The sequence below is a fragment of the Sulfurospirillum sp. UCH001 genome, from assembly GCF_001548035.1.
GTDB lineage: Bacteria > Campylobacterota > Campylobacteria > Campylobacterales > Sulfurospirillaceae > Sulfurospirillum.
Genome location: NZ_AP014723.1, coordinates 2,494,160 through 2,516,037, shown reverse-complemented (window position 1 = coordinate 2,516,037; position 21,878 = coordinate 2,494,160). Strand labels below are relative to the sequence as shown.

Genomic DNA, 21,878 nt, shown 5'->3' with positions numbered 1-21,878 from the left:
ATATTAGAGAGAAGAATATTAAAAAAGTTAGTTTGAAACTTTTAGGTAGGGCGTAGCAGTAAATCTGCTACGCATGACAGGTTGTGGCAATCTCATAGCCCAGACGTTCAATCATTTTCAGATCGCTCTCTGGGAGTTTGCCTTTTGTTGTTAGGTAGTCACCAATGACGATAGCATCAGCACCTGCAGCGAAAATATCGCAATCTTCGCTTTTAAATGTTGTCTCTCGTCCACCCGCAACCATAAGGCGCGTATTTGGCAAAGCTTCTCTTACTTCAGTAATGATTGCCAATGCTTCTTCTTCACTTAAAGGTGTAGCTTTGATAGGTAATGCGGGATTTTGAATGAAAAAATTAAGAGGCATGGTATCTGGAGAGAGGGATTTGACACTTTGTATAAAAGACGTTCGCTCTTCTTTGCTTTCACCCAAACCAAAAATACCGCCACTACACAAGGAAAGTCCTGCTTCTTTAGCATTTAAACAGGTTTGATAACGGCTTTCCCATGAATGGGTTGTACAAATTTTGTCATAAAAGTTTTTGGAACTTTCTAGATTATGATTGTAAGAGTTAACTCCTGCATCTTTGAGGGTTTTGAGCTGTTGAACAGTTGCTATACCATTACATGCAATCAAATTAAGATCAGGAAGTTCCGCTTTAATAGCACGCGCTGCTTCACAGACAAAAGAGAGTTTTTTATCATCTAGTCCAAGACCAGAGGTGACAAGACAGAAACCAATAGCACCATTGTTAGAAGCATTTTTAGCCTCGAAAACGATTTGCTCAACAGGTTTGTATTTATAACGTTCAATATCCGCGTGATGACGAGCACTTTGCGTACAAAATCCACAGTCCTCCGCACAGCTTCCGCTAGAAATATTTGAAATGGCACATAAAAAAATTGATTTTTTCATTGTTTAGTATTCCTTATTATCAGTGTAATCTAGAAGAGAGAAATTAAGAGGAGCTTTTTAGGCTTCCTCTTTGTGTTTGCACTTAATGCATTCATAGATCTCTTTTTTACGCAGTTCACGTTTAGACATTATATAGCCACATTCTGGGCATTTTTTATCGGTTGGTTCATGATTGGAGATAAATTTACATTTAGGGTAATTTCCGCAACCAAAGAATTTTCCTCTACGAGAACTACGTTCAATAATGGCTCCACCACACTCAGGACATGGAACCGCAAGTGTAATTTTTTCTTTAGGCGTAGCAGTCGTTACTTTTTTAAGATTTTGGGTGTATTTACACGTAGGATAGGTACTACAAGCGATAAACTCGCCAAAACGCCCTTTTCGACGTACGAGTTCTTTGCCACACTCAGGACACATCTCCCCCGTGAATACAACAACTTTTTGACTCTCAATATTTGTTTTTCCTTCACTCACTTGCTTTTCAAATGGCTCATAAAAGTTCCATAAGGTTGTTTGCCAGTTCTCTTTGTCTTCAGCGATTAAGTCGAGCGTTTCTTCCATTGTAGATGTGAAAGAAGAATCGACAATTTGAGGAAAGTGTTTTTCTAAGAGTTCAGTCACGCTAAAAGCAATTTCTGTAGGAACGAGTTGCTTTTTTTCGATGGTAATGTAATCACGAGCTGTTAAAACAGATATGGTTGGTGCGTACGTTGAAGGACGTCCAATCCCCAAACTTTCTAATTTTTTAATCAAACTTGCTTCAGAGTAGCGTGAAGGAGGCTCTGTAAAATGTTGGTTTGCATCGATTTTAGAAAGTTTTACTTCTTGTCCCAATGCAAGATCGGGTAAAAGTTTATCTTTGTCATTATCACCATAGACTTTATAGAAACCATCAAAAAGCAGTTTTCGGCCGCTTGCTTTAAACTTGCCACTATTGCTTTCAAATACCAATGTTTGAGATTCAAAGCGTGCATTATTCATTTGAGAAGCAAGGAAGCGGTTATAAATCAGAGTATAGAGTTTAAGTTCATCGGGTTTCAAAAATTCTTTAGCAATCGTAGGTGTAAACTCTAAAATTGTAGGGCGAATCGCTTCGTGTGCCTCTTGAGCACCTTTTGATTTATTGGTATAAAAACGTGGTTTTTCAGGAAGATATGCAGCACCATACTCTTTTTTAATCTGTTCACGTGCCGCATCAATTGCTTCTTTAGAGATATTGAGGGAATCTGTTCTCATATAGGTAATCACACCCATAACACCTTGATGCGTTTTTACACCTTCATAAAGTGTTTGTGCAATCATCATCGTTTTTTTAGGAGAGTATCCAAGCGCACTTGAAGCACTTTGCTGCAGTGTTGATGTCATAAAAGAAGGGGAAGGAGAACTTTCACGTTCTTTTTTCTCTAAAAGAGCTACTTTAAATGCTTCTTTGAGGAGTTTTTCTTTAATAGCATGAGCACGATCACCATTTGTAATGGTCATTTTCTCGATTTTTTCATTCTCAAATTCCACCAAAGAGGCTTCAATTGTTTTATTAAACAGTGCATCAATGCTCCAAAACTCTTCTTCTTTAAAAGCTCTGATCTCTTTTTCTCGATCAACGACGATTTTAAGTGTGGAAGACTGGACACGACCAGCACTTAATCCTTTTTGAATTTTGGAAGAGAGTAGGGGTGAGAGTTTATAACCCACGATGCGATCAAGTAAGCGACGTGCTTGTTGCGCATTGATACTGCTTTCATCTAAAACTCTAGGGTTCTCTAATGCATGTGTAATAGCATTTTTCGTAATTTCATGAAAAACAATACGCGGTAATACTTTAGGGTCTTTCCCAATAGCAGTTGCGATATGATATCCAATCGCTTCACCTTCGCGGTCCTCATCGGTCGCGATATAGACTTGATCTGCCTCTTTGGCTAAATCTTTAATCTCTTTGACAACACTGGCATGGTCTTTAGGGATACGGTACTCTGGAATAAAGGTTTGGTTATCAATTTTGATGCCAAAACTGCTTTTTGGAAGATCACGAATATGTCCCTTAGATGCGACAACGGTATAGTTTTTACCCAAAAAATTCTTAATTGTTTTTGCTTTTGTGGGAGATTCCACAATAATGAGATTTTTCACTGCTTTTCCATTTTATATGTAAACATTTTTGTGTATTCTATCTAAAAAAAAATCTTTTTAAAAATTGTTGTACGTATTAAAGTTTTTTTACAAGACTCCGATCTTGTTTTCATCAAAGGCAAGGATGCCTGCGAAATACAAAAGATAAAAGGATTTATCATGGGTTTCCGTATTAACACAAACGTTGCGTCACTTACTGCACAAACAAGTGCAGCGGTCAACAACAGAAACTTGGACAATTCACTTTCTAAATTGTCCTCAGGTCTTCGTATCAACAAAGCGGCAGATGATGCTTCTGGTCTTGCTATTGCAAACTCTCTTCGTGCGCAAGCAAGTTCATTAGGTCAAGCTATCAACAACGGTAATGATGCGATCGGTTTGATCCAGACTGCCGACGGTGCGCTTAGCGAGTACTCAAATATTCTTGATACTATCAAGACTAAATCTGTACAAGCAGCATCTGATGGTCAAAATGCAGCATCTCGTTTAGCGATTCAAAAAGACATTAACCGTCTTCTTGAGAACTTGAACAATATTGCAAAAACAACATCGTTCAACGGCCAAAAACTTCTTTCTGGTACATTTACTAATAAAGAGTTCCAAGTTGGTGCAAACGCGAATGAGACAATTAAAGCTTCTATCGCTTCTGCTGAGACAAGCCAAATTGGTCAAACAAGCCGTGCTAAGTTAAGTGTTGCTCAGCTTGGAGAAAACCAATTAACGCTTAAAAGCGCTGTTAGTGGTACTTCAATCGCATTAGAGTCTGTTAATTTGCAAATGAACAATGATCCAGCAAATGGTATGGGTGCATTGGCAGATATTATTAACAAACATAGTGCTGAGACAGGTATTACTGCAAAAGCTGTCGTAAGTTCTACAACAGCTGCTATTACTGCAGGTACTACAGGAAGCGATTTTGCAATTAATGGCGTTAACATTGGTGCTATCAATGTTTCAGCAAACGATAGCCAAGGTACATTGTTAACTGCGATTAACAACAAATCAACAGAGACAGGTGTTACTGCAACTAAAACTGCTGATGGTAAACTTACATTGACATCATCTGATGGTCGTGCAATTAGTGTTACAGGAGATCTTTCTGGTGTTACATCAAGTACAGCAGATAGCCTAAGTACTATTGGTCACCTAGAAGTTGTTCAAGCAGGTTCTTCTACATTCCAAATCACTGGTTCAAAAATGGGTGCAGCTGTAGGTAAAGACATTACAACTGCTGCCACTGTTACAACAGTTGAAGACTCAACTCTTGCAATAGGTAGTTCATTTGCCGCAGAGAGTACATTAGCTGCAGGAAGTACTGTAGGTGGTGACTTTACGTTAACTGCATCATTTACTGCAAGCAATGATACGCTTTTAAAAACAGGATCAACCATTGCTGCTGGTTCAACGATTAGTAAAGATACAACTTTAGGTGCAACGGTAAATCTTACTGCTACAGCTACCCTCAGTAGTGATATGCTGATCAAAGCAGGTTCCGTTCTTGCTACAGGTTCAATTTTAGATGCAGGAACAACACTGACACAGGATATTGATAATGGCGGTACTCTTTATAAAGCAGGTACAACACTTCATGTAGATCTTGTCTTGGCTGATCAGTTAACCGTTGCAAAAGATATGTTAATGAAAGTAGATACGCTTGATGCAGATGCTGCAATTGCAGCAGGAAGTAAGCTGTTAGCGGGAACTGTACTTGGTGCAGATATTCAGACATCTTCTTTGGTAACAACAAGTCAAGATATGGTAATCAAAGATAATACAGTTCTCGTAACTGGCAGTATTATGAAAGCAGGAACTGTCCTTGGTGATAAATTAGACTTAGGTGCAAATACTCTTACAACAACCATTGAGTCAAAACTTGCTGGTACATCTGTTTTAAGCACAGGTGCTACGATTAAAGAGAGTTCTACACTTGGGGCAGCTGTTCAAAATAATGCTGATGTTATTTTAAATCAAGATATGGTCATCAAAGCGGGTTCTATCTTAGCAACAGGTACTACTTTAAAAGCAGGTACGGTTATTAACCAAGATCTTACTGCAGCACAAGTTGGCTCGGGTAGTGGTCCTGGAATCAAAGCCGGTACAACATTAGGTACAGATGTTGCATTAACAGCGAGTGTTGTTGTAAGTGATGACTTTACAATGATTAAAGGAACATCAGGTACAAATGCAACGATTAAGTTAGGCTCTACAATTGCAATGAATGCAAATGGTGGACAAGATAGCGTTGCTCTTGATGAGACTGAATTTTCAAATCTTTCTAAAATCGATGTTACAACACTTGAAGGTGCTATGAAAGCGATTGATACTGTAAGTGCTGCGATGACAAACCTTGACACAATCCGTTCAGACTTGGGTTCTGTTCAAAATCAAATCACTTCAACTATCAATAACATCTCTGTAACTCAAGTAAATGTTAAGAGTGCAGAGTCTGGTATTCGTGATGTTGACTTTGCTGCAGAATCAGCGAACTTCTCTAAATTTAATATTCTTGCTCAGTCAGGAAGTTATGCAATGAGTCAAGCTAACTCTGTACAACAAAACGTACTTAAACTACTTCAGTAGTTTAAATAGCGTAGCGTAAGTTATGAGTACGTTTCTTTGAAATGTACTTAAATTGTTACGATAATAACAATATCTAAGGCTGTTAAATAGCCTTAGACACTTTAAAAGTCCTCGTCACACCATTTCGTGACAAGGGCTTTTTTTATTACTTTAAAAAACTTTCTAATTTTGAGATATATAATCCCGACATTTTTAGCAATTGTTCAACAAGAAGATTATTTAATGAGGTAATGTGTTTAAAAGGTGTATCTAACTCTTGTGTATTAAAAAAATCGTAGAAATAACTCAATATGATTTGAAAATACTGATAATAAACTTCTGCTAGATTAGAACCTGTTTTATTATTCATATCACTAATATTCCAAGCAAGCTTTGCAAGTGTTTCAAGATAAGCTTCTGTTGAGACATATTTTTTCTTTTTAAATGCTTTGATAAGTTTTTCGAGTTTCTTTGCTTCATTGACTTGATAATTCATCTGTGCACGATCACTTTTATTGAACTGTGCTTCTGAAATAGCTCCAAAAAAAGCAGCTATTTTTCGTTGTATCTCATCACGAACGAGTGGTTCAAATGTTGTCCATTCATAATTTTCAATATGTAAAGGCTCACATCCTTCTATATATGCACCATTACTTAAGTTATAAATATGATGATGCTCTTTTTTAAGACGATCTGTAAAGAGAACTGCTTGTTCGATAGAGAGCTTATAAGCTTCAAGAGTAGGAATTTTCTCAATAAAATTGCCTTTAACATAAGTTGCTGAAGCATTTGGATCGAGTGAAGCATTTTGTGTTTCTATTGCCCCTGTCGCTTGATATGGGTGATATCCTCCATGTGTTTGCATGGTTTCTGGATCAAGAGCTAAGTCAACGCCTAACATATACATATTTGAAATACCAAGTATCATCATAATACCTAAAGTATATTCTCCAACACTTGGAGCCGAAAAGTAACCAAATCCTTTTTTGTATTCCGTACCTTGTTCAATAAAATAGATATGATCTTTATCGAAGCGATTCGCGGTTTTTTCATCAACATTAGAAGCTAAAATCGTAATAACATCTTGAAAATATGCTGGTTCTAAGCCTTCAAAGAGTAAGGCACTGTTTTCACCTGGATCAATATGTACGACAATGTTTGGAGTGATACTATGTGCTTGTAAAAGTCTGCATGTTGAAAGAGCTGAAACAATGATGAATCGATCTTTATGTTCTTTAAGCCATTCTATATTTTTAGAAGTTGAAGGGCCTGAAAAGACCATAAGCACAGGTTTTTCACTTAATACATTGCCTTCTTTTCCGTGGTAGCGTGTCATAATGTTCATAAAAGCATAGTTTTGGACTAAGTACTTTGGAGAGTCAATATAGCGCAATAAAATAGCACTGTATCCGTAGTTTATATAGCTTTGTGACAATACATGCGCTTGCAATCGTTGAAGATCACTTTGATAGTTGAGAGTAAATGGTATGTGTTTGATATTGAGATTGTAGTTATTGCCTGTATTAAGAAACTCAATGAAGGTTTCTCTTTCTTGTGATTCATCATCGGTAAGAGAAAAATAGACAAGTTTATCTTTTAATGCTTCTTCAAAGTCAGTGACAAAAAGAGAGAGTCTAAAAATTTCAAGATTTGTCTCTTTTATAAAAATAACTTTTGGATTTAGTTTTTTAATGATACCTTGAATATAAAGTCCTAGCCCAATACCGAGAAAAATAACTTTGTTAGAGCGATACATGTGCGTTTCATCAGAAGCATATCTTTTAGTATAGTTTATAATTTTAATGGTTGCCCATAGTGCATTATGAAAAGAGAGCTCACTTTTATCAATGGCTTCTGCTTGTGCATCAGTAGCATAGCAATATTTTTGAGCTTTAAAAACACCACCTGTTTTTTTAAGATTGTATGCTTCTATAACTCTTTGAGCACTTTTTAGACTATTCTCATTATATAAATACTGGTGCGTGGAAAGTTCACAAACATCAAAGTAGCTTTCTTCTTTATACTCTAGCGCATAGTGTTCTATATATTGGCCTTCTTCAATCAGGGAATTGAGGAGGGTGATTTTTTCATAAATAGCGTGATGGTAGGTTTGTAAGTAAGCAAGATTTTTTTGAAAAGTTATTAATGCTTGTTGTTCAATCTGTTCCATTTATACCCTCTTTTCCATCAAAAACCATGTCAAATCCCCTTGGACAAATACAGGATCTCTACGGTAAATAAAACCATAATCTACTAGTTGCAAATCAGGATATATATCCATGATCTCTCCAGCAAAGTCTCTTTTATACATCTTATCATTGTGCTCTCGGTAAGGGATTTCCATAGGCGTAGGGTTGTAGTACTCAATCATACAAATGTAGCGGTTACTGTTTTCATACATAGTCTTATAGACCTTAGGAAGCATGGTAGGCGCAAGGTGAATTAACACACCTTTAGAAAAGACAAAATCATTTTTTTTATTGGATGCAAAATCAAAAATCGACTGGTGATAGACAGTTAAATTTTCAATCTGAGAAAGTTGTTCAACTGCTTTAGCATTGATTTCAATAGCACTAAGTTTTGTGTTGGGAAGTAAGTTTTTAATGGCATGAATGTTCATACCTATATTTGCTCCAAATTCGATAATAGAATTCACATGATTAGTCCGCTTTAAAATGGATGAGAAAAGAGCTAAATTTGAAGCTATTAACCATGGCTCTTTATTTCTAGAAATGTATTCATCGCCAAATTTTCCAGCCCAAAATTTTTCTTGTTCAGTTTGGTATTGTTTCATACTAGTCTCCATTTTTAATTTAAAGTTTTCCATGAGGCATCTTTATTAATGACGATTTGAAAATTATAGGGTAATTGACCATGTTCTACAATTATTTCACTGGATAGGTTTTTAATAATAAAATCTGAAATTTCTAAAGGATCAATATAATACATAGACTCTTCTTTAAAGTTTGTATATGTTGAAATAGCATTGAAAATAACTTTTTTATTTGAGAGATCATACATCTTTTTAACAAAAGCGCAAATCCATTTAAAATCTTGCCCATAGTTACTGTTAAATAGACCACTAAGAACGACGTAATCATATGTGTGCGTAGCTTCATCATTCAAAATATCAATGACTTCAAAACAATCAGAGTGCTTAGAATAAATTTTTTTTGCAGCATTAATCAATGTTTCATTAATATCATAGCCCCTATATGAGCCTCTAAAACCAGAATAATTAAGGTATTTAAATAATCCTCCATTCCCACAGCCAATATCTAAAACAGACGTTCCACTCTCTTTCGCAATATGTTTATTTATAAGATGATATCTATAAAGTGCTTTTTGTTCGTCTTCCCAGTGAACAGACGCAAATGTATGTGCACCAAATTTTTGAGCAGAATTGTTATAGATAGTGATAGCTTTCTCTTTAATATTGTTAAAGTCCATTAGTAACCTCCGATTTAAATTGATCAATTAATTGAAGTAAAGGCTCTTTCTTTAAAAATTTTATACCTTGCATATGTGAAATCATTTGGGTTCCCATCCCTCGTTTAAAGTGCGATATGCTTAACTCTTTCTCATCAGCATAATCCATAAAACCATTGATAGAATTAAGACTACAAGGTTGTCCAAAGCCAAATTTTTTAAAGCCACGTTGCTTAAAGTATAGTGTTGAATGCCATAAGAGATAATGATTTAAAGGTAGATTTTTAAAAGATTCATGGGTGTCATAAGCATTGCTTGCATAAACAACATTGGTAGTGTCGTGAAAAAAATAATTAATGATAATGGGATGATTTTGAAAATTTACTGCAATAATTGTTGCAAGATTTTGTTGAGCAAGGTTTAATTGTTTAGTATATATGAGATTAGATTTAAGTGATTTTCCTGCATTTTTCATATGAATTTTATGGAAAGTTACATAGTATTTATGCAATTCATTGAGAGTAGATTCATTGGAACAAACAATAGAATATTCACCGTTCTTCGTAAGGGAGTTTATTAATGATTTATATCTTTTTCTAAGATTCATCCATAAATCTTCTTGGCTGTTGTTCAAATCTAGTATACATGTAGTATTCGTTGTATCCAAGAAACGATATAGTCGAAGCCTATTAAAGTTTAAATTTTCAAATATGGACACTTTAAACTTGACTATAACAATATTTAAATCATCACAAATTTTATCAATACAATCAAAGATAATTTGTTCATATTTCAAAGACTTTGCTAATGGCGCCATGATATATCCGTTTGCAATAGAGATAGAAAAACCATCTTTTGTTGATTCTATCGGTAAAAAACAGATACCTACACAGTGATTGTCTACTTCTAAAATAAAGCTTTTATCTTTATATAAATTATTGCAATAGGCAAGGTAATATTCAATGCTAGTGAGAGAGTATTGAAAATCTACATTATAACTTGTTAAGTATTGATTCCATAATTTTTCAAAATTTTGTGAGTCTTCATATTTAAAAACAAAATTCATTTTAGATGTTCCATAACTAATTCCTCTTTGTTTTCCCATACTTTGGCAAACGCTCTTACCACATCATCCATATCGCTCCTGCTCATACCAGGGCGCATGAGTTCATGGGTAAAAAGTCTCTCAAAATGTAAGCTCTCACATACCGGACAGTCGCCTTTTGTGTACGTTACCGTGGAGAGATTAAACGGGTACCCTTTGCTTCCAAACGCAATTTTATGAGCAAAAAGCGGTTGGAGATAGATGGGTTTTACATAACCACATCCCATCAACACATCTGAATCATCACGCATGATGGTACGAGGCAGTTCCGCTTTAACTGCTTTGATGAAAACATCTCGGTGAACACCTGCAAGGCTAGCGTCAAACTCTAAAGGATGTACATAAAAAGCGTGTTTGACATGTTCTCTGGTTTTTGTTGTTTTAAGGCATGGAATGCATTTTAGTTGTTCGTTGATATACGCAACATTTTCAAGACGCTCAGTAAGTAGATCCGGGAGTTTTTTGAGCTGTTCACGAGCGACTGCGCACTCCATCTCTGTCATACGGAAGTTGAAACCGACCATGTTGATAAGCTCGCTTGGTGCGCTAAAGCCTTTATTGGCGATGACCGATTCAGCGTGGTTGCGGATAAGTTGGAGTTTATTAGCTAAAGCGTCATCATTGGTGACAATGACACCGCCTTCCCCTGAATGAATGTGCTTGTGGTAATTGAGTGAAAAAACACCCATATCGCCAAGGGTTCCTGCAAAACGCTCTTTGTACATTGCTCCTGGGGCTTGTGCGGCATCTTCGATGACGATGAGGTTATGTTTTTTTGCAATGGCATTAATGGCTTCTACATTGTAAGGTTGTCCGAAAATATCGACCACGATAATGGCTTTGGTTTTAGGGGTGATTTTTGCTTCAACACTTTTGGGGTCTAGGCAGTAGGTCTCTTCTTCTACATCAGCAAAAACAGGGATACCGCCGTAAAATAATGGTGCAACGGCAGAGGCTGACATGGTATAAGGACTCACAATCACTTCATCACCTGCTTCAATGCCCGCGGCACCCACTGCACAGATAAGTCCAGAAGTGGCAGAGTTAACACTAATCGCATGTTTGACACCAAAAAAAGTTGCCCACTCTTGCTCAAAAGCACGTACTTCGCTTCCTCCATAAAAATCCTGATGCCAAGCTCCGAGGTACGTGGAGAGTTTACCGCTTCTAAGCACTCTTAGAACAGCCTCTTCTTCCTCTACACCTATCGTGTTATACGCTGGGAAAGGGTTAGAACGTAGTTTTTCTCCGCCGTTAATGGCTAATTTTTTCATTGTCGTTTCTCTTTTGCAATGGTTTCAAAAATTTTTGCATGAACATCTAAGTGTTCTTGCAAGATCTGTTTGCAGGTTATATCGTCGTTTTGGAGTAAAAATTCAAGCGAGTTTAGTGCATAATATTTCAATGTATTGGGTAAGGTCTCTTCATGTTCTAGCGTAAAATAGCCTTCATATAGAGTTGAAGGTTTTTTGATAAATGTATCAATCCTTGAGCCTCCCTCTTTGATCTCCACTTTGCCATTTTCAAACCAGATAGTAAGCTCAAATGCCGAATAAGGAAGCTCTTCCATACAACTCAGCACTCCTCTGGCGTGTTTGCATGTCACATCAAAATCGCCGCTGATGTCATGATGATGTGTAACATGTAAGGATTTTATATTTTGGATTTCGCCAAAAAGATGACTCAGAAGTGCTAACATGTGAATGCCATTGTGCAGTAAGCCCTTGGTGAAAACACCTTGAAAACGAACGGCTTTTCCCCATTTTTGGGCAGTTATAGCATGGGCAAGTTTTATAAAAGAAGGGTCGTACTGTCGCATTAGATGAATGAGAATTTTTTTATCGCTTGAAAGAAGTAATGGTTTTATGTGTGCCAATTCTTTGGCCGTTGCAACAAGAGGTTTCTCGCACATAATGGCTTGCAAACTTTTTACGTGTAAAGCCTCTTCGAGTGTTTTTGCATGAAACGGTGTTGGTGATGCGATGGCAAGTAGATCGATGGTCTCATACTGCAATAAAGAGTCAAAAGAATGGTAAATTTCCACTTCATCCCAACGCCCAACAAACGCGCTTTGGTTAGCACTATTTGGCTCACAAATGGCAACAAGCTTGCAGTTTGGATGTTTAAAAAATGCGTGAGCATGTGAGGCGATATTCTCACTGTTAGGCGAGTCGATAAGACCACCAATACTTCCAGCTCCGATAATGGCACATGAGAGAGATTTTGGCATTAGTTTCCTAACTGTTTTTCCACAAATAAAGCAAAATCTATACCGAAATTATCGGGCTTGTCATTCATTTGTTTGAGAGATGAGAGGTTAAAATGTTCAAAGCTAGTCAGTTGATTTTCTTTGGGCAGTGGTACTAAACATTCGCGTTTTGTTGAAGGGATATAAGAGATGACCTTTTTGCCTAAAAGGTATGCCGTATAAAGCGCTACGGTATCGATACCAATAATGACTTTAGCCTGAGCAATATCTTCTAACAACGTAGCATGACTCAAAGCAACATCTGGAGCAATGTTTTGGTATAGCGTAGGTGTATCGGAAGGGTGCAGGCGAATCAGAATAGTGTCGCATTCAAAAAGGGCTTTATGTTTGAGTATATCTTCAAAGACCTCTTTTTCAGTAAAACCCCAGCCATACGCATCTTCAAAAGCACGTGTTGCTACTTTAGCCGTAGGTTCACTTAAAAAGAGAAGGGTGTTCTTTTCTTGTATCTTCGATAGGACATTTTGTGCTTCTTTGAGCTGGCTCAATAGTGCATAGTTCTTGATGGCGATGACATTAGGTAAGCCGAAGGCTGTGACTTTATCATAGCTGGTTTGATCATGTGCCGCAATGAATGAGGGCAGGTTGTCTTCCCAATTTTTTTCAGGATATCCAAAGCGCTCACGATAATTTGTCCAGTGGTCTAAAAAAGCAATACTCGAAATATGATGCGTTTTTGCATAGCTTAAAAAATGGTACTCCAAATGATTTTGCCATCCTGTACCATAAAGTATGATTGAGGGTTGAAATTGAGAAAGTTTTGCTTCTATATCATTTTTATCAAAGGTTATCTCACTCCAAAAATATTCCAATTTTTTGGTTTTGATAAGCGTGTAACACGGAGAGGCCACTAAAGAGAAAATGCGAAATTCTCCCACGTTCAAAGAGGCTTTTAGTAATTCTAAAAGAATTTCAGCTCCTCCCGCATCGTGGGCAAAGAGAGCAATTCTTTTCACTCAATATCCTCTTTTTTTAGTCTATCTCCAAAGCTCAAATCTTCTTTTGCACATTTGCCTAGAACATCTTTGAGATACCTTGGATGTAGCCCATAACCAGGGCGAATGGAACGAATATTATCTTCATTGAACACTTCGCCTTTTGCAATATCTTTGGCAATATAAAGACTTCTTGAAAACTGTCTGCCCTTAATGGTCTTTACATCCGTATAGTATGTAGGCTTACCTAACAATTTTTCAGCATCACGGACGGCTTGTACCATCTCTGTAAAAGCATTTGTGTCGAGTGAAAAAGCGGCATCTGCTCCACCAATAGAGCTATCTAAGATGAAATGTTTTTCAATGACTTTCGCACCCAACGCTACAGCTGTTACAGGTGCAGTAATACCCAATGTGTGGTCTGAAAAACCTGCGATAACACCAAAGCGTTTGCTTAGATCTGGTATTGTAAGAAGGTTGGCACCTTCTAGTGGTGCAGGATAAGATGACGTGCACTGCAATAAAATAATCTCAGAGTTATCTTCTCTTTGGCAGATGCGTACCACATCTTCGATTTCATTCAGTGTCGCAATACCGGTAGAGATAATCATAGGCCTTTGCTTAGACGCCATATAGCGTACCAGTTCGTAGTCTGTGATTTCAAAACTAGCGACTTTGTATGCAGGAGGATCAAACTGTTCTAAAAAATCAACGGCGCTTTTATCGAAAGGTGTTGAAAAGCAGAGCAAACCCTCTTCTTGAGCGCATTCAAATAGCTCTTTATGCCACTCCCAAGGCGTATAGGCTTCATGATAGAGTTCGTAGAGAGTTTTATTATCCCACAAAGTACCGCCTTTGACAACAAAATCTTCTTTATCACAATTGAGTGTTAATGTATCGGCGGTATAGGTTTGAAGCTTAATCGCATCAGCGCCTGCTTTTTTTGCTGCTCTAATCGTTTCTTTTGCGATTTCTATGCTATTGCCATGATTGGCGGAAAGCTCAGCTATGATCAGTGTTCGCGTGCTATTTAAGTCAAAATTACCGATTTTCATTTGTTAACTCCATACAAATAACCTCTTTTTCATTCACGCTTTTACGTTCTTTTTCACAAAATCCAAATTTTTCATACAGTGCTCTAGCTCTTTGATTTTCTGCAAAGACTTCGGCTTTGAGTGCTTGTATATTTAATGTTTCAAATGCGTACGTTACAATCGCCTCCATTAAGCGTGAACCAATTCCTTTTTGCGTTAATGTAGGATTGGCATACAAGCCCATGATGGCAGACTCTTTAGAAATAGCATTAAAATCAATCACACCGAGATCACTCTTGTTCTCTTGTACGAGAAAATAGCGTCTATCTTCACGGTTTTTTAGAGTTTCTATAAATCCAAAATGTTCTGCTTCTGTAATCTCTTTATCGTTATACATATACGCTTTGACATTGGGATGGTTACGCCATGTTAAAATCATCTTTTTTTGAGATTCACTGAGCGTTGTAAAGTTGCATAAATGAAGATGCATCCCACTCCTTTAACACAGGGTATCCTTGTTTGTGAAGGTATTCAAACATATCGTCTTGATTTGCTGCTACTTTAATCGCAATGAAGGGCACTTCCATAAAGAGTACTTCATGTACCATCACACTTGGCGTTACAATGGCAAAGTGACTTTGATGCAGTAATTTGGCAACTTCGTTTGAGTTGATGTGTAAAGCAATCGTAGGAAAATCTACAACATAATCTTGAAGTTCTTTGAGATGGGCATTTGCCGTTGTGGTAAGGACACAGATGCGCAATGTTTTAGGCAACGTTTTTAAGATAGAAAGTGTGATGTTGCTAGCGTCGGTTCCACCCATTGCGATAAAGAGATCATAGATTTTTTTACGTTTTTGTTTTTTTTCTTCTCTAAATTCATCGCGTATGAGCGTGTATAAAATACCGCAACGAAGTTCACAAGAGGGTGGAACTAAATCTTTATAGCGTTTTTTATTTGCTGAAATATTGTGGTTCAGTAAAATATCGCAATGGTGCAGTTGGTAGGTGTCATCAAAGCTTAGGATTTCTACCTGCGTTGCTTCTTTGATGGCGCGTTCATACGCTATATCAATACCGTAATGATCGATTACCAACAACGTGATCTGTAATGTTCTAATCAGCTCTATAAGTTCTTCAACATCGTTTGATTTTAAGATTTTGACTTCATAAGGAATGGAAGCAATGATATTGCCTTCCAAGTTTTGGCATGCAAAGATGACTTCGCCTTCAAGACTTTTGGCAAATACCAAATCGCGCATAATATGTCCAAGCCCAATCGTGCTTGAACTGTCACTGCGAATTAACGTTCTCATGAAAGAGCAAGGGCTTTGTACATAAACTCAGCTCTTACCCAATCTTCTGGTGTATCGATATCTTGAACCAAATGACGAGGCAAAAGAACAGCTGTCGAGTGAGGTGCGAAGATAATTTTACCTTCTAACCATGCCTCGGGAGTTCCCCAGTAAAATTGCCCTGCGTCATGAAAGGCTTCTTCTAAGTCTTGGCTTCTGGTGTTAAAGTGCTCAGGTGAGAACATCTCGACACGGTCATCTTTGGTAAGGCGAATAGCACGCTGAATCGGGAAAGGGAAACTCGTTGCACTAAATGCATAAGTACTATGTGTTTTTATCAGTTTCTCATATGCTTCTTGAATGTAGTGTGGTTGCACAAAAGGAGCGGTAGCATAGATACAACAGACTGCTTCGACATCTTTGATATCACGAACAGAAGCAGTAATGGCATGAGCGATAACAGGAATGGTCGCTGTGTGGTCGTCACTGAGCTCTTTTGGTCGCATAAAAGGAACTTCCGCTCCTAAAGAGCGAGCCAATGTTGCGATCTCTTCATCGTCAGTACTCACAACAATTTTATCAAAACAGCCACTTTTAAGGGCTGCTTCAATGCTGTATGCGATCATAGGTTTACCACAAAATGCTTTAATGTTTTTTCGAGGAATGCGTTTACTGCCTCCACGTGCTGGGATAATGGCAAGTCTCATAGCAGACATCCTTTTATGGAAGTCAGCACTTCAAGCAAGGTGTCAGCTACCATTTTGGCGTCGTCCATACTCATGCCTTGATGGCACGGAATAGAAAGCTCAGCACGGTAGAAATCTTCTGCTGTTTCTAGAGATTGCTCACCAAAACGCTCTTTATAGTAACTAAATTGATAGACAGGCTTGTAGTGTACTTGTACACCTAACCCTTTGGCATGCAAGGCTTTAAATATATCTTCTTTGGAACACCAAAGAGAACGATCAAGTAAAATAGGGTAGAGATGATAGGTGCTTCGTTTGTTTTGATCGATTGCAATGGTTGTAAAAAAAGGATTGTTGCTAAAGCGTTTATCATAGTAATGTGCTATTTCATTACGCTTATCGATAAAAGCATCTAAGCGTTTTAATTGAGATAACCCCAGAGCACAAGCTATGTCACTAAGACGATAGTTTTCGCCAAGAGTGACCATATCTGAATTCCACAGCTCTTTTTTAACAATGCCATGTGAGCGTAAAAGTTTTGCCTGCTCATAAAATGCTGTGTTATTGGTCGCTATTGCTCCACCTTCAAAAGTAGTGATAGGTTTAATGGCATGGAAACTAAAGATGGTCATATCGGCAACATGTCCTACCTTGACACCATCGATTGTGCTCCCAAGAGCATGGCTGGCATCTTCGATCAAATAAAGCTGATGTTTTTCACATACTTCTTTAATCAGATGAATAGGCAGTGGATTTCCGCCAAAATCCACAGGCACTATTGCTTTGGTTCGAGGCGTGATTAACGCCTCTAGTTTGCGCTCATCGATATTACCATCGTATTTTATATCGCAAAATAGAGGAGTTGCTCCGCATTGAATGGCGGTATTGGATGTCGCTGCGAATGTTAAAGGGGTTGTGATAATCTCATCACCACGTTTTAATTCAATAATTTGATAAGCAACATGCAAGCACGAGGTTGCTGAGTTCATGACACAGACGTGTTTAACACCCAAATAAGAGGCAAGTGCCTCTTCAAAATCACTAACGGATTTCCCCCCGGTGAGAAAATCGCCTTTTAAAGCATTTGAAACAGCGTCTATATCGCACTGCTCAATCAATTGTCTGCTATAAGGAATCATGCGTTTATCATCTCCAATAAGCCTTTGGAATCAAGCCATTGCGTGTTTGTTTCTGAGCTGTATTCAAACCCATATTTTACAGGTGCACCTTTTTCTCCAAGTGCATTACACGTAAGATCATTTTGTTGAGTAAATAAGATACTTGGCTGAATCACAAAATGGTCATGAAACTCTAATGTTAAGTGGCTATCGTCTTTAGGAACCATGATTTCATGCATTTTTTCACCAGGACGGATACCGATAATTTTGATGCCAAGATGAGGTGCCATGGTTTTTGCTAAATCAACCATCTTCATCGAAGGGATTTTAGGAATAAAAATCTCACCACCCTTCATACGTCCAAAATTTTTAAGGACGAAATTAACGCCTTGCTCTAGTGTAATCCAAAAACGGGTCATTTCAGCTTCTGTAATAGGAAGCTCTTTAGCCCCTTCGGCAATAAGTTTTTTAAAGAGAGGAACAACTGAACCACGACTTCCTACAACGTTGCCATAACGTACAACAGAAAACTCTGTTCGTCTCGCACCCCTGATGTTATTGGCAGCAACAAAAAGTTTATCGCTCGCAAGTTTTGTCGCACCATAAAGGTTGATAGGATTGGCTGCTTTATCTGTCGAGAGTGCAATGACTTTTTGCACGCCACATGCTAAACTTGCATCAATGACATTTTGTGCACCATAAATATTGGTTTTAATACATTCCATTGGGTTGTATTCAGCAATAGGAACGTGCTTGAGTGCAGCAGCATGAATAATGTAATGTACCCCATACATAGCACTTTTAAGCCTTTCAACATCGCGGACATCGCCTATAAAAAAGCGCATACATGGGTCTGTAAACTGTTGTGCCATTTCGTATTGTTTAAGTTCATCGCGAGAGTAGATGATGATTTTGTTAGGTTTATAGTTTTTTAAAAGAATCTCTGTATATTTTTTGCCAAAACTACCTGTTCCACCTGTAATAAGAATATTCTTGCCATTAAACACGAGAACCCTTTTTGCCAATATTTTTTGATTTAAAGCAATTTTAATTCCGCTTTAAATTTGACAATACCATGATAGGAGTAGTATAATAAATGTATCTTTAAACAAGGAGCATCTGATGAAAATTTCCAGTAGTTCCAACACACAAGTACTCAATTTAATTACTCAAAATAAGTCTCAAACTGATCTTATATTAGAAAAAATCAATGCTACAAGAGAGTTAAGTGGTAAAGATGGAGCAAATTTAGTTGTTTCTGATGCACTATCTTCTCAAATTGCAAGTTTGAGCCAAGGCGTACAAAACGCTAATGAGACGATTGGTATGTACCAAATCGCAGATGCTTCCATTCAGGCTATTCAATCAGGAGCTGATAAGCTGGGTGATCTGTCTGTTCGTTTCAATAATGCAGCTTTAGGATCTGATCAAAAAGCAATGTTGCAAAAACAGTTCAACGATATTAGTACCTCAATGCAAGATATTGCTGCACAAACAACGTACAATGGACAAAATCTTCTCAGTAGCACCTATGGTCTTGATGTTTCTGGGCTTAACAATTTAAGCATTAATGACCAAGAAGGAATTGCGAATTTTAGAGAAAATCTCACCGCACTCTCTTCAACGATCAGTTCACAACTGAACAGCGCTAGTAGCACGATTACAAGTTCATTGACGGCTATGACAAATTTGAGCAGCGCAAATGCTCAGATTTCAGAAAAACCACTCGATCAAAAAATCGCTGAAATAAGCAGCGATCAGATCAAACTAACCAGTTCTGTTTTAGCTCAAATTCATCAAAATAATATGATGCAACAAAATATTTCGGCACTTTTAGTTTAAAAGTGCCCTCTCTTTCTTAGTCTCTTCGTATGCCACGCATCAATAATCAAACTTTTTATGAAAATGCAATCAAGCGATATGGTTGTACTGCACGTGGATTGAACTGGAATTCCAAAAATTCTCAACATACGCGTTTTGAAGTCATTCATGAAATTTTGGCGGATCATTTGCCTTTAAGTTCAATGATAGATGCGGGATGTGGTTTTGGAGATCTTTATGTGTATCTACAACAAAAAGGTTCTCTACCTCGTCAATATGTAGGATACGATATGCTTCAAGAAGCTCTGTTTGTAGCGAAGAAGCGCACAAAGCAGCGATGCGTGTATAAAGATATTTTAAATGATGAATTAGAATGGGCTGACTTTTATGTTGCAAGTGGCTCAATGAATATTTTAAAACGATGTGAAACCTTTTTGTTTATTCGCCGTTGTTTTGAAGCTTCTAGAAAAGGGTTTATTTTTAACCTTCTAAGAGGTGAGGAAAAAGAAGGGCATTTTAACTATTTTTTACCTGAAGAGATTGAGGATTATGTGAGTGATTTTGCGTATGATGTAGAGATGTATGAGGGCTATATGGAAGGTGATTTTACTGTATTTTTGAAGAAGGAAGCGTTATGAAAAAACTTTTATTAGGTGTAGTTGGGCTCTACTTAGTCGCAATGGGATATTTGTATTTTACACAGAATGATCAGCTTTTTCCTGCCAAATCGATTGTTAAAGAGGCGAAGGTAAGTGGTGATGCTATAGAGTCACTGACGTTACGTGTTAAAGAAGATGTTGTATTAGATGGTGTGTTACGTAAAGATGAAGAGGAAGGAGCAGGGCTTATTCTCTACTTTGGTGGCAATGCGGATGATGCGACACATTTTGTTGTCTACACAAAAGAGCTTCAAGGGTATGATGTCATTGCGTTTAATTACCGAGGTTATGTTGGAAGTACGGGAACGCCAAGTGAAGCAGCTTTATTTGAAGATGCTCTTAAAATTTACGATACTTATGCTAAAGGTCGCAAAGTCGTTGTCATAGGTCGTAGTTTAGGCACAGGTGTGGCAACCTACCTTGCAAGTAAACGTGTTGTAGATGGTTTGGTATTACTTACTCCTTATGATTCGATTCTATCGCTTGCTAAGCTTAAGTACCCTTTCTTCCCGATTGATCTTTTACTCAAAAATAAATTTGAAACGGTCAATTATTTACCTTTGGTGAAAGCAAAAATTGCTATTATTGAAGTCGAAAATGATGTAACGATTCCACGGTACCATCTTGAAAAATTGTTAGAAGCAATGCCTTCAAAACCTTTGCATATCATTCTCTCCAATACCACACATGGTAAAATTCTCGAACATCCAGCCTTTACCAAAGAGTTACAAACCATATTAGGAAAAATCATTGAATAAGTTATACATCAAACACTCTGTTGTTCCCAAAATAAGACGTTTTACCCCATGGGTCTATGCCAATGAAATTGACTCCAGTCCAGAAGAGTTTCAAAGTGGTGAAGTCGTAGCCCTTTTTTCCAAAAAAGATGGCTTTTTAGGAACAGCGTATGTCAACCCAAAATGTGCGATTTTTGCACGGATTTTGAGCTTTGGCAAAGAAGAAATTGGCAAAAAGTTTTTTCACAATCGTATCAAAAGAGCTATTGCAAAGCGTGAAGCATTACTTGCACAAACCAATGCTGTACGCCTTATTCACTCTGAAGCCGATTTTTTACCAGGACTTATTGTCGATAAATACGGCGATACCCTTGCCATTCAGATTAACACCGCAGGTATGGAAGTTTTTCGTGATCTTATCATCAGCACACTCAAACAGATGGTAAATCCTTCATGGATTGTTGAAAAATCTGACCTTCATTCACGCGAGATCGAAGGTTTAGAGAGCAAAAATGGCACGCTTTTTGGTACACCTTCAAAACAATTTGAACTCAACGAAAATGGTTTGAGCTTTTTAGTGGACATTGAAGACGCCCAAAAGACGGGCTTTTACTTGGATCAACGTAAAAATAGAGCCATTTGCGCTAGTTACGTTAAAGAGGGTGACACCATTCTTGATGTGTGCTGCAATGCAGGTGGTTTTGGTATCTATGCACTCTCAAAAAAGGCTAAAAATGCTGTTTTTGTAGACATTTCAGAGTTAGCCATAGAGCAAACGAAAGCAAATTTACATGTAAATGGTATGGAAAATTATGAAGTTTACAGTGCTGATGCCTTTTCTTTTATGAAAGAGAAAAAGTATAAAAATAGTTTTGATATGATCATTCTTGATCCACCATCCTTTGCAAAAACCAAAGAGCAAGCGCAAGGGGCAAAAAGAGGCTTTAAACACCTATTGATGGAATCTACCAAAGCGGTGAAAGATGGCGGAATTATAGGCTTTTTCTCATGTTCGCATCATGTGGGTAGAAAAGAGCTCTTAGATATTGCAATGGAAGTCTCACACGACCTTAAAGTGCAGTACATTTTATTGGAGCAGATGCAACAAGACTCAGATCATCCTTGTCTTATTAATGCTTCCGCATCGTTTTATCTTAATGGATTATTGCTCAGAGTAGAGAAGTAGCT

20 protein-coding genes are annotated in these 21,878 nt (G+C 37.6%); 5 read left to right on the top strand and 15 right to left on the bottom strand.

Going from position 1 to position 21,878, the window contains the following annotated elements:
• Positions 1-67: 67 nt before the first annotated feature.
• Together UCH001_RS12620 and topA are read right to left on the bottom strand one after the other, a co-directional pair.
• A complete protein-coding gene (locus tag UCH001_RS12620; RefSeq protein ID WP_067178348.1) occupies positions 68-913 on the bottom strand; it encodes a biotin synthase in 846 nt (281 codons plus the stop codon).
• Between the two features lie 57 nt (positions 914-970).
• Entirely contained in the window at positions 971-3,043 is a 2,073-nt protein-coding gene (gene topA, locus UCH001_RS12615; RefSeq protein ID WP_067178347.1) for a type I DNA topoisomerase, read from the bottom strand.
• Positions 3,044-3,202: 159 nt separating this feature from the next.
• Between topA and UCH001_RS12610 the strand changes: the two genes are divergently transcribed.
• Positions 3,203-5,623, top strand: a complete 2,421-nt coding sequence (locus UCH001_RS12610; RefSeq protein ID WP_067178346.1) for a flagellin — start codon at positions 3,203-3,205, stop codon at positions 5,621-5,623.
• Between the two features lie 145 nt (positions 5,624-5,768).
• On the opposite strand, the gene UCH001_RS12605 is transcribed toward UCH001_RS12610, so the two are convergent.
• The 13 genes from UCH001_RS12605 to pseB are packed head-to-tail and all read right to left on the bottom strand — an operon-like array spanning position 5,769 to position 18,480.
• Positions 5,769-7,772, bottom strand: coding sequence for a 6-hydroxymethylpterin diphosphokinase MptE-like protein (locus UCH001_RS12605; RefSeq protein WP_067178345.1), 2,004 nt, complete (start codon positions 7,770-7,772; stop codon positions 5,769-5,771).
• Positions 7,773-8,396, bottom strand: a complete 624-nt coding sequence (locus UCH001_RS12600) for a pseudaminic acid biosynthesis-associated methylase (protein ID WP_067178538.1) — start codon at positions 8,394-8,396, stop codon at positions 7,773-7,775. It abuts the gene before it with no gap.
• Positions 8,397-8,410: 14 nt separating this feature from the next.
• The gene (locus UCH001_RS12595; RefSeq protein WP_067178344.1) at positions 8,411-9,052 is read right to left on the bottom strand and encodes a bifunctional 2-polyprenyl-6-hydroxyphenol methylase/3-demethylubiquinol 3-O-methyltransferase UbiG; all 642 of its coding nucleotides are present in this window, start codon (positions 9,050-9,052) and stop codon (positions 8,411-8,413) included.
• Complete coding sequence (locus UCH001_RS12590; protein WP_067178343.1) at positions 9,042-10,097, bottom strand: hypothetical protein; 1,056 nt, start codon at positions 10,095-10,097, stop codon at positions 9,042-9,044. Before UCH001_RS12590 ends, UCH001_RS12595 begins: the two co-directional genes overlap by 11 nt.
• Positions 10,094-11,410, bottom strand: a complete 1,317-nt coding sequence (locus UCH001_RS12585) for a DegT/DnrJ/EryC1/StrS aminotransferase family protein (RefSeq protein ID WP_067178342.1) — start codon at positions 11,408-11,410, stop codon at positions 10,094-10,096. The genes UCH001_RS12590 and UCH001_RS12585 overlap by 4 nt, the downstream gene beginning before the upstream one ends.
• A complete protein-coding gene (locus UCH001_RS12580) occupies positions 11,407-12,366 on the bottom strand; it encodes a Gfo/Idh/MocA family protein (protein ID WP_067178341.1) in 960 nt (319 codons plus the stop codon). The genes UCH001_RS12585 and UCH001_RS12580 overlap by 4 nt, the downstream gene beginning before the upstream one ends.
• Entirely contained in the window at positions 12,366-13,361 is a 996-nt protein-coding gene (locus UCH001_RS12575) for a hypothetical protein (RefSeq protein ID WP_067178340.1), read from the bottom strand. The genes UCH001_RS12580 and UCH001_RS12575 overlap by 1 nt, the downstream gene beginning before the upstream one ends.
• On the bottom strand, positions 13,358-14,395 hold the full coding sequence (gene pseI, locus UCH001_RS12570; RefSeq protein WP_067178339.1) for a pseudaminic acid synthase: 1,038 nt from the start codon (positions 14,393-14,395) through the stop codon (positions 13,358-13,360). The genes UCH001_RS12575 and pseI overlap by 4 nt, the downstream gene beginning before the upstream one ends.
• On the bottom strand, positions 14,382-14,864 hold the full coding sequence (gene pseH / locus UCH001_RS12565) for a UDP-4-amino-4,6-dideoxy-N-acetyl-beta-L-altrosamine N-acetyltransferase (RefSeq protein WP_067178338.1): 483 nt from the start codon (positions 14,862-14,864) through the stop codon (positions 14,382-14,384). Before pseH ends, pseI begins: the two co-directional genes overlap by 14 nt.
• On the bottom strand, positions 14,827-15,690 hold the full coding sequence (gene pseG / locus UCH001_RS12560; protein ID WP_067178337.1) for a UDP-2,4-diacetamido-2,4,6-trideoxy-beta-L-altropyranose hydrolase: 864 nt from the start codon (positions 15,688-15,690) through the stop codon (positions 14,827-14,829). The genes pseH and pseG overlap by 38 nt, the downstream gene beginning before the upstream one ends.
• On the bottom strand, positions 15,687-16,376 hold the full coding sequence (pseF, locus tag UCH001_RS12555; RefSeq protein WP_067178336.1) for a pseudaminic acid cytidylyltransferase: 690 nt from the start codon (positions 16,374-16,376) through the stop codon (positions 15,687-15,689). The genes pseG and pseF overlap by 4 nt, the downstream gene beginning before the upstream one ends.
• Positions 16,373-17,494, bottom strand: coding sequence for a UDP-4-amino-4,6-dideoxy-N-acetyl-beta-L-altrosamine transaminase (gene pseC, locus UCH001_RS12550; protein WP_067178335.1), 1,122 nt, complete (start codon positions 17,492-17,494; stop codon positions 16,373-16,375). Before pseC ends, pseF begins: the two co-directional genes overlap by 4 nt.
• The gene (pseB, locus tag UCH001_RS12545; protein ID WP_067178334.1) at positions 17,491-18,480 is read right to left on the bottom strand and encodes a UDP-N-acetylglucosamine 4,6-dehydratase (inverting); all 990 of its coding nucleotides are present in this window, start codon (positions 18,478-18,480) and stop codon (positions 17,491-17,493) included. The genes pseC and pseB overlap by 4 nt, the downstream gene beginning before the upstream one ends.
• 115 nt (positions 18,481-18,595) lie before the next feature.
• On the opposite strand from pseB, the gene UCH001_RS12540 reads away from it, so the two are divergent.
• From UCH001_RS12540 to UCH001_RS12525, 4 genes are read left to right on the top strand one after another with little or no spacing between them, the layout of a single operon-like run.
• Complete coding sequence (locus UCH001_RS12540) at positions 18,596-19,315, top strand: flagellin (protein ID WP_067178333.1); 720 nt, start codon at positions 18,596-18,598, stop codon at positions 19,313-19,315.
• A gap of 29 nt (positions 19,316-19,344) precedes the next feature.
• Positions 19,345-19,932, top strand: a complete 588-nt coding sequence (locus UCH001_RS12535; RefSeq protein WP_067178332.1) for a class I SAM-dependent methyltransferase — start codon at positions 19,345-19,347, stop codon at positions 19,930-19,932.
• Complete coding sequence (locus UCH001_RS12530) at positions 19,929-20,711, top strand: alpha/beta hydrolase (protein ID WP_067178331.1); 783 nt, start codon at positions 19,929-19,931, stop codon at positions 20,709-20,711. Before UCH001_RS12535 ends, UCH001_RS12530 begins: the two co-directional genes overlap by 4 nt.
• Positions 20,704-21,876, top strand: a complete 1,173-nt coding sequence (locus tag UCH001_RS12525; RefSeq protein ID WP_067178330.1) for a class I SAM-dependent rRNA methyltransferase — start codon at positions 20,704-20,706, stop codon at positions 21,874-21,876. The genes UCH001_RS12530 and UCH001_RS12525 overlap by 8 nt, the downstream gene beginning before the upstream one ends.
• Positions 21,877-21,878 lie beyond the last annotated feature (2 nt).

Excerpts from the sequence above, each read along its gene's own strand:
- UCH001_RS12580 (WP_067178341.1), bottom strand. The coding sequence starts at position 12,366 with ATGCCAAAATCTCTCTCATGTGCCATTATCGGAGCTGGAAGTATTGGT.
- UCH001_RS12620 (WP_067178348.1), bottom strand. The coding sequence starts at position 913 with ATGAAAAAATCAATTTTTTTATGTGCCATTTCAAATATTTCTAGCGGA.
- UCH001_RS12605 (WP_067178345.1), bottom strand. The coding sequence starts at position 7,772 with ATGGAACAGATTGAACAACAAGCATTAATAACTTTTCAAAAAAATCTT.
- pseF (WP_067178336.1), bottom strand. The coding sequence starts at position 16,376 with ATGAGACTTGCCATTATCCCAGCACGTGGAGGCAGTAAACGCATTCCT.
- UCH001_RS12595 (WP_067178344.1), bottom strand. The coding sequence starts at position 9,052 with ATGGACTTTAACAATATTAAAGAGAAAGCTATCACTATCTATAACAAT.
- pseH (WP_067178338.1), bottom strand. The coding sequence starts at position 14,864 with ATGCATCTTCATTTATGCAACTTTACAACGCTCAGTGAATCTCAAAAA.
- UCH001_RS12535 (WP_067178332.1), top strand. The coding sequence starts at position 19,345 with ATGCCACGCATCAATAATCAAACTTTTTATGAAAATGCAATCAAGCGA.
- UCH001_RS12610 (WP_067178346.1), top strand. The coding sequence starts at position 3,203 with ATGGGTTTCCGTATTAACACAAACGTTGCGTCACTTACTGCACAAACA.
- UCH001_RS12530 (WP_067178331.1), top strand. The coding sequence starts at position 19,929 with ATGAAAAAACTTTTATTAGGTGTAGTTGGGCTCTACTTAGTCGCAATG.
- pseG (WP_067178337.1), bottom strand. The coding sequence starts at position 15,690 with ATGAGAACGTTAATTCGCAGTGACAGTTCAAGCACGATTGGGCTTGGA.
- UCH001_RS12540 (WP_067178333.1), top strand. The coding sequence starts at position 18,596 with ATGAAAATTTCCAGTAGTTCCAACACACAAGTACTCAATTTAATTACT.
- UCH001_RS12585 (WP_067178342.1), bottom strand. The coding sequence starts at position 11,410 with ATGAAAAAATTAGCCATTAACGGCGGAGAAAAACTACGTTCTAACCCT.
- UCH001_RS12600 (WP_067178538.1), bottom strand. The coding sequence starts at position 8,396 with ATGAAACAATACCAAACTGAACAAGAAAAATTTTGGGCTGGAAAATTT.
- pseI (WP_067178339.1), bottom strand. The coding sequence starts at position 14,395 with ATGAAAATCGGTAATTTTGACTTAAATAGCACGCGAACACTGATCATA.
- pseC (WP_067178335.1), bottom strand. The coding sequence starts at position 17,494 with ATGATTCCTTATAGCAGACAATTGATTGAGCAGTGCGATATAGACGCT.
- UCH001_RS12590 (WP_067178343.1), bottom strand. The coding sequence starts at position 10,097 with ATGAATTTTGTTTTTAAATATGAAGACTCACAAAATTTTGAAAAATTA.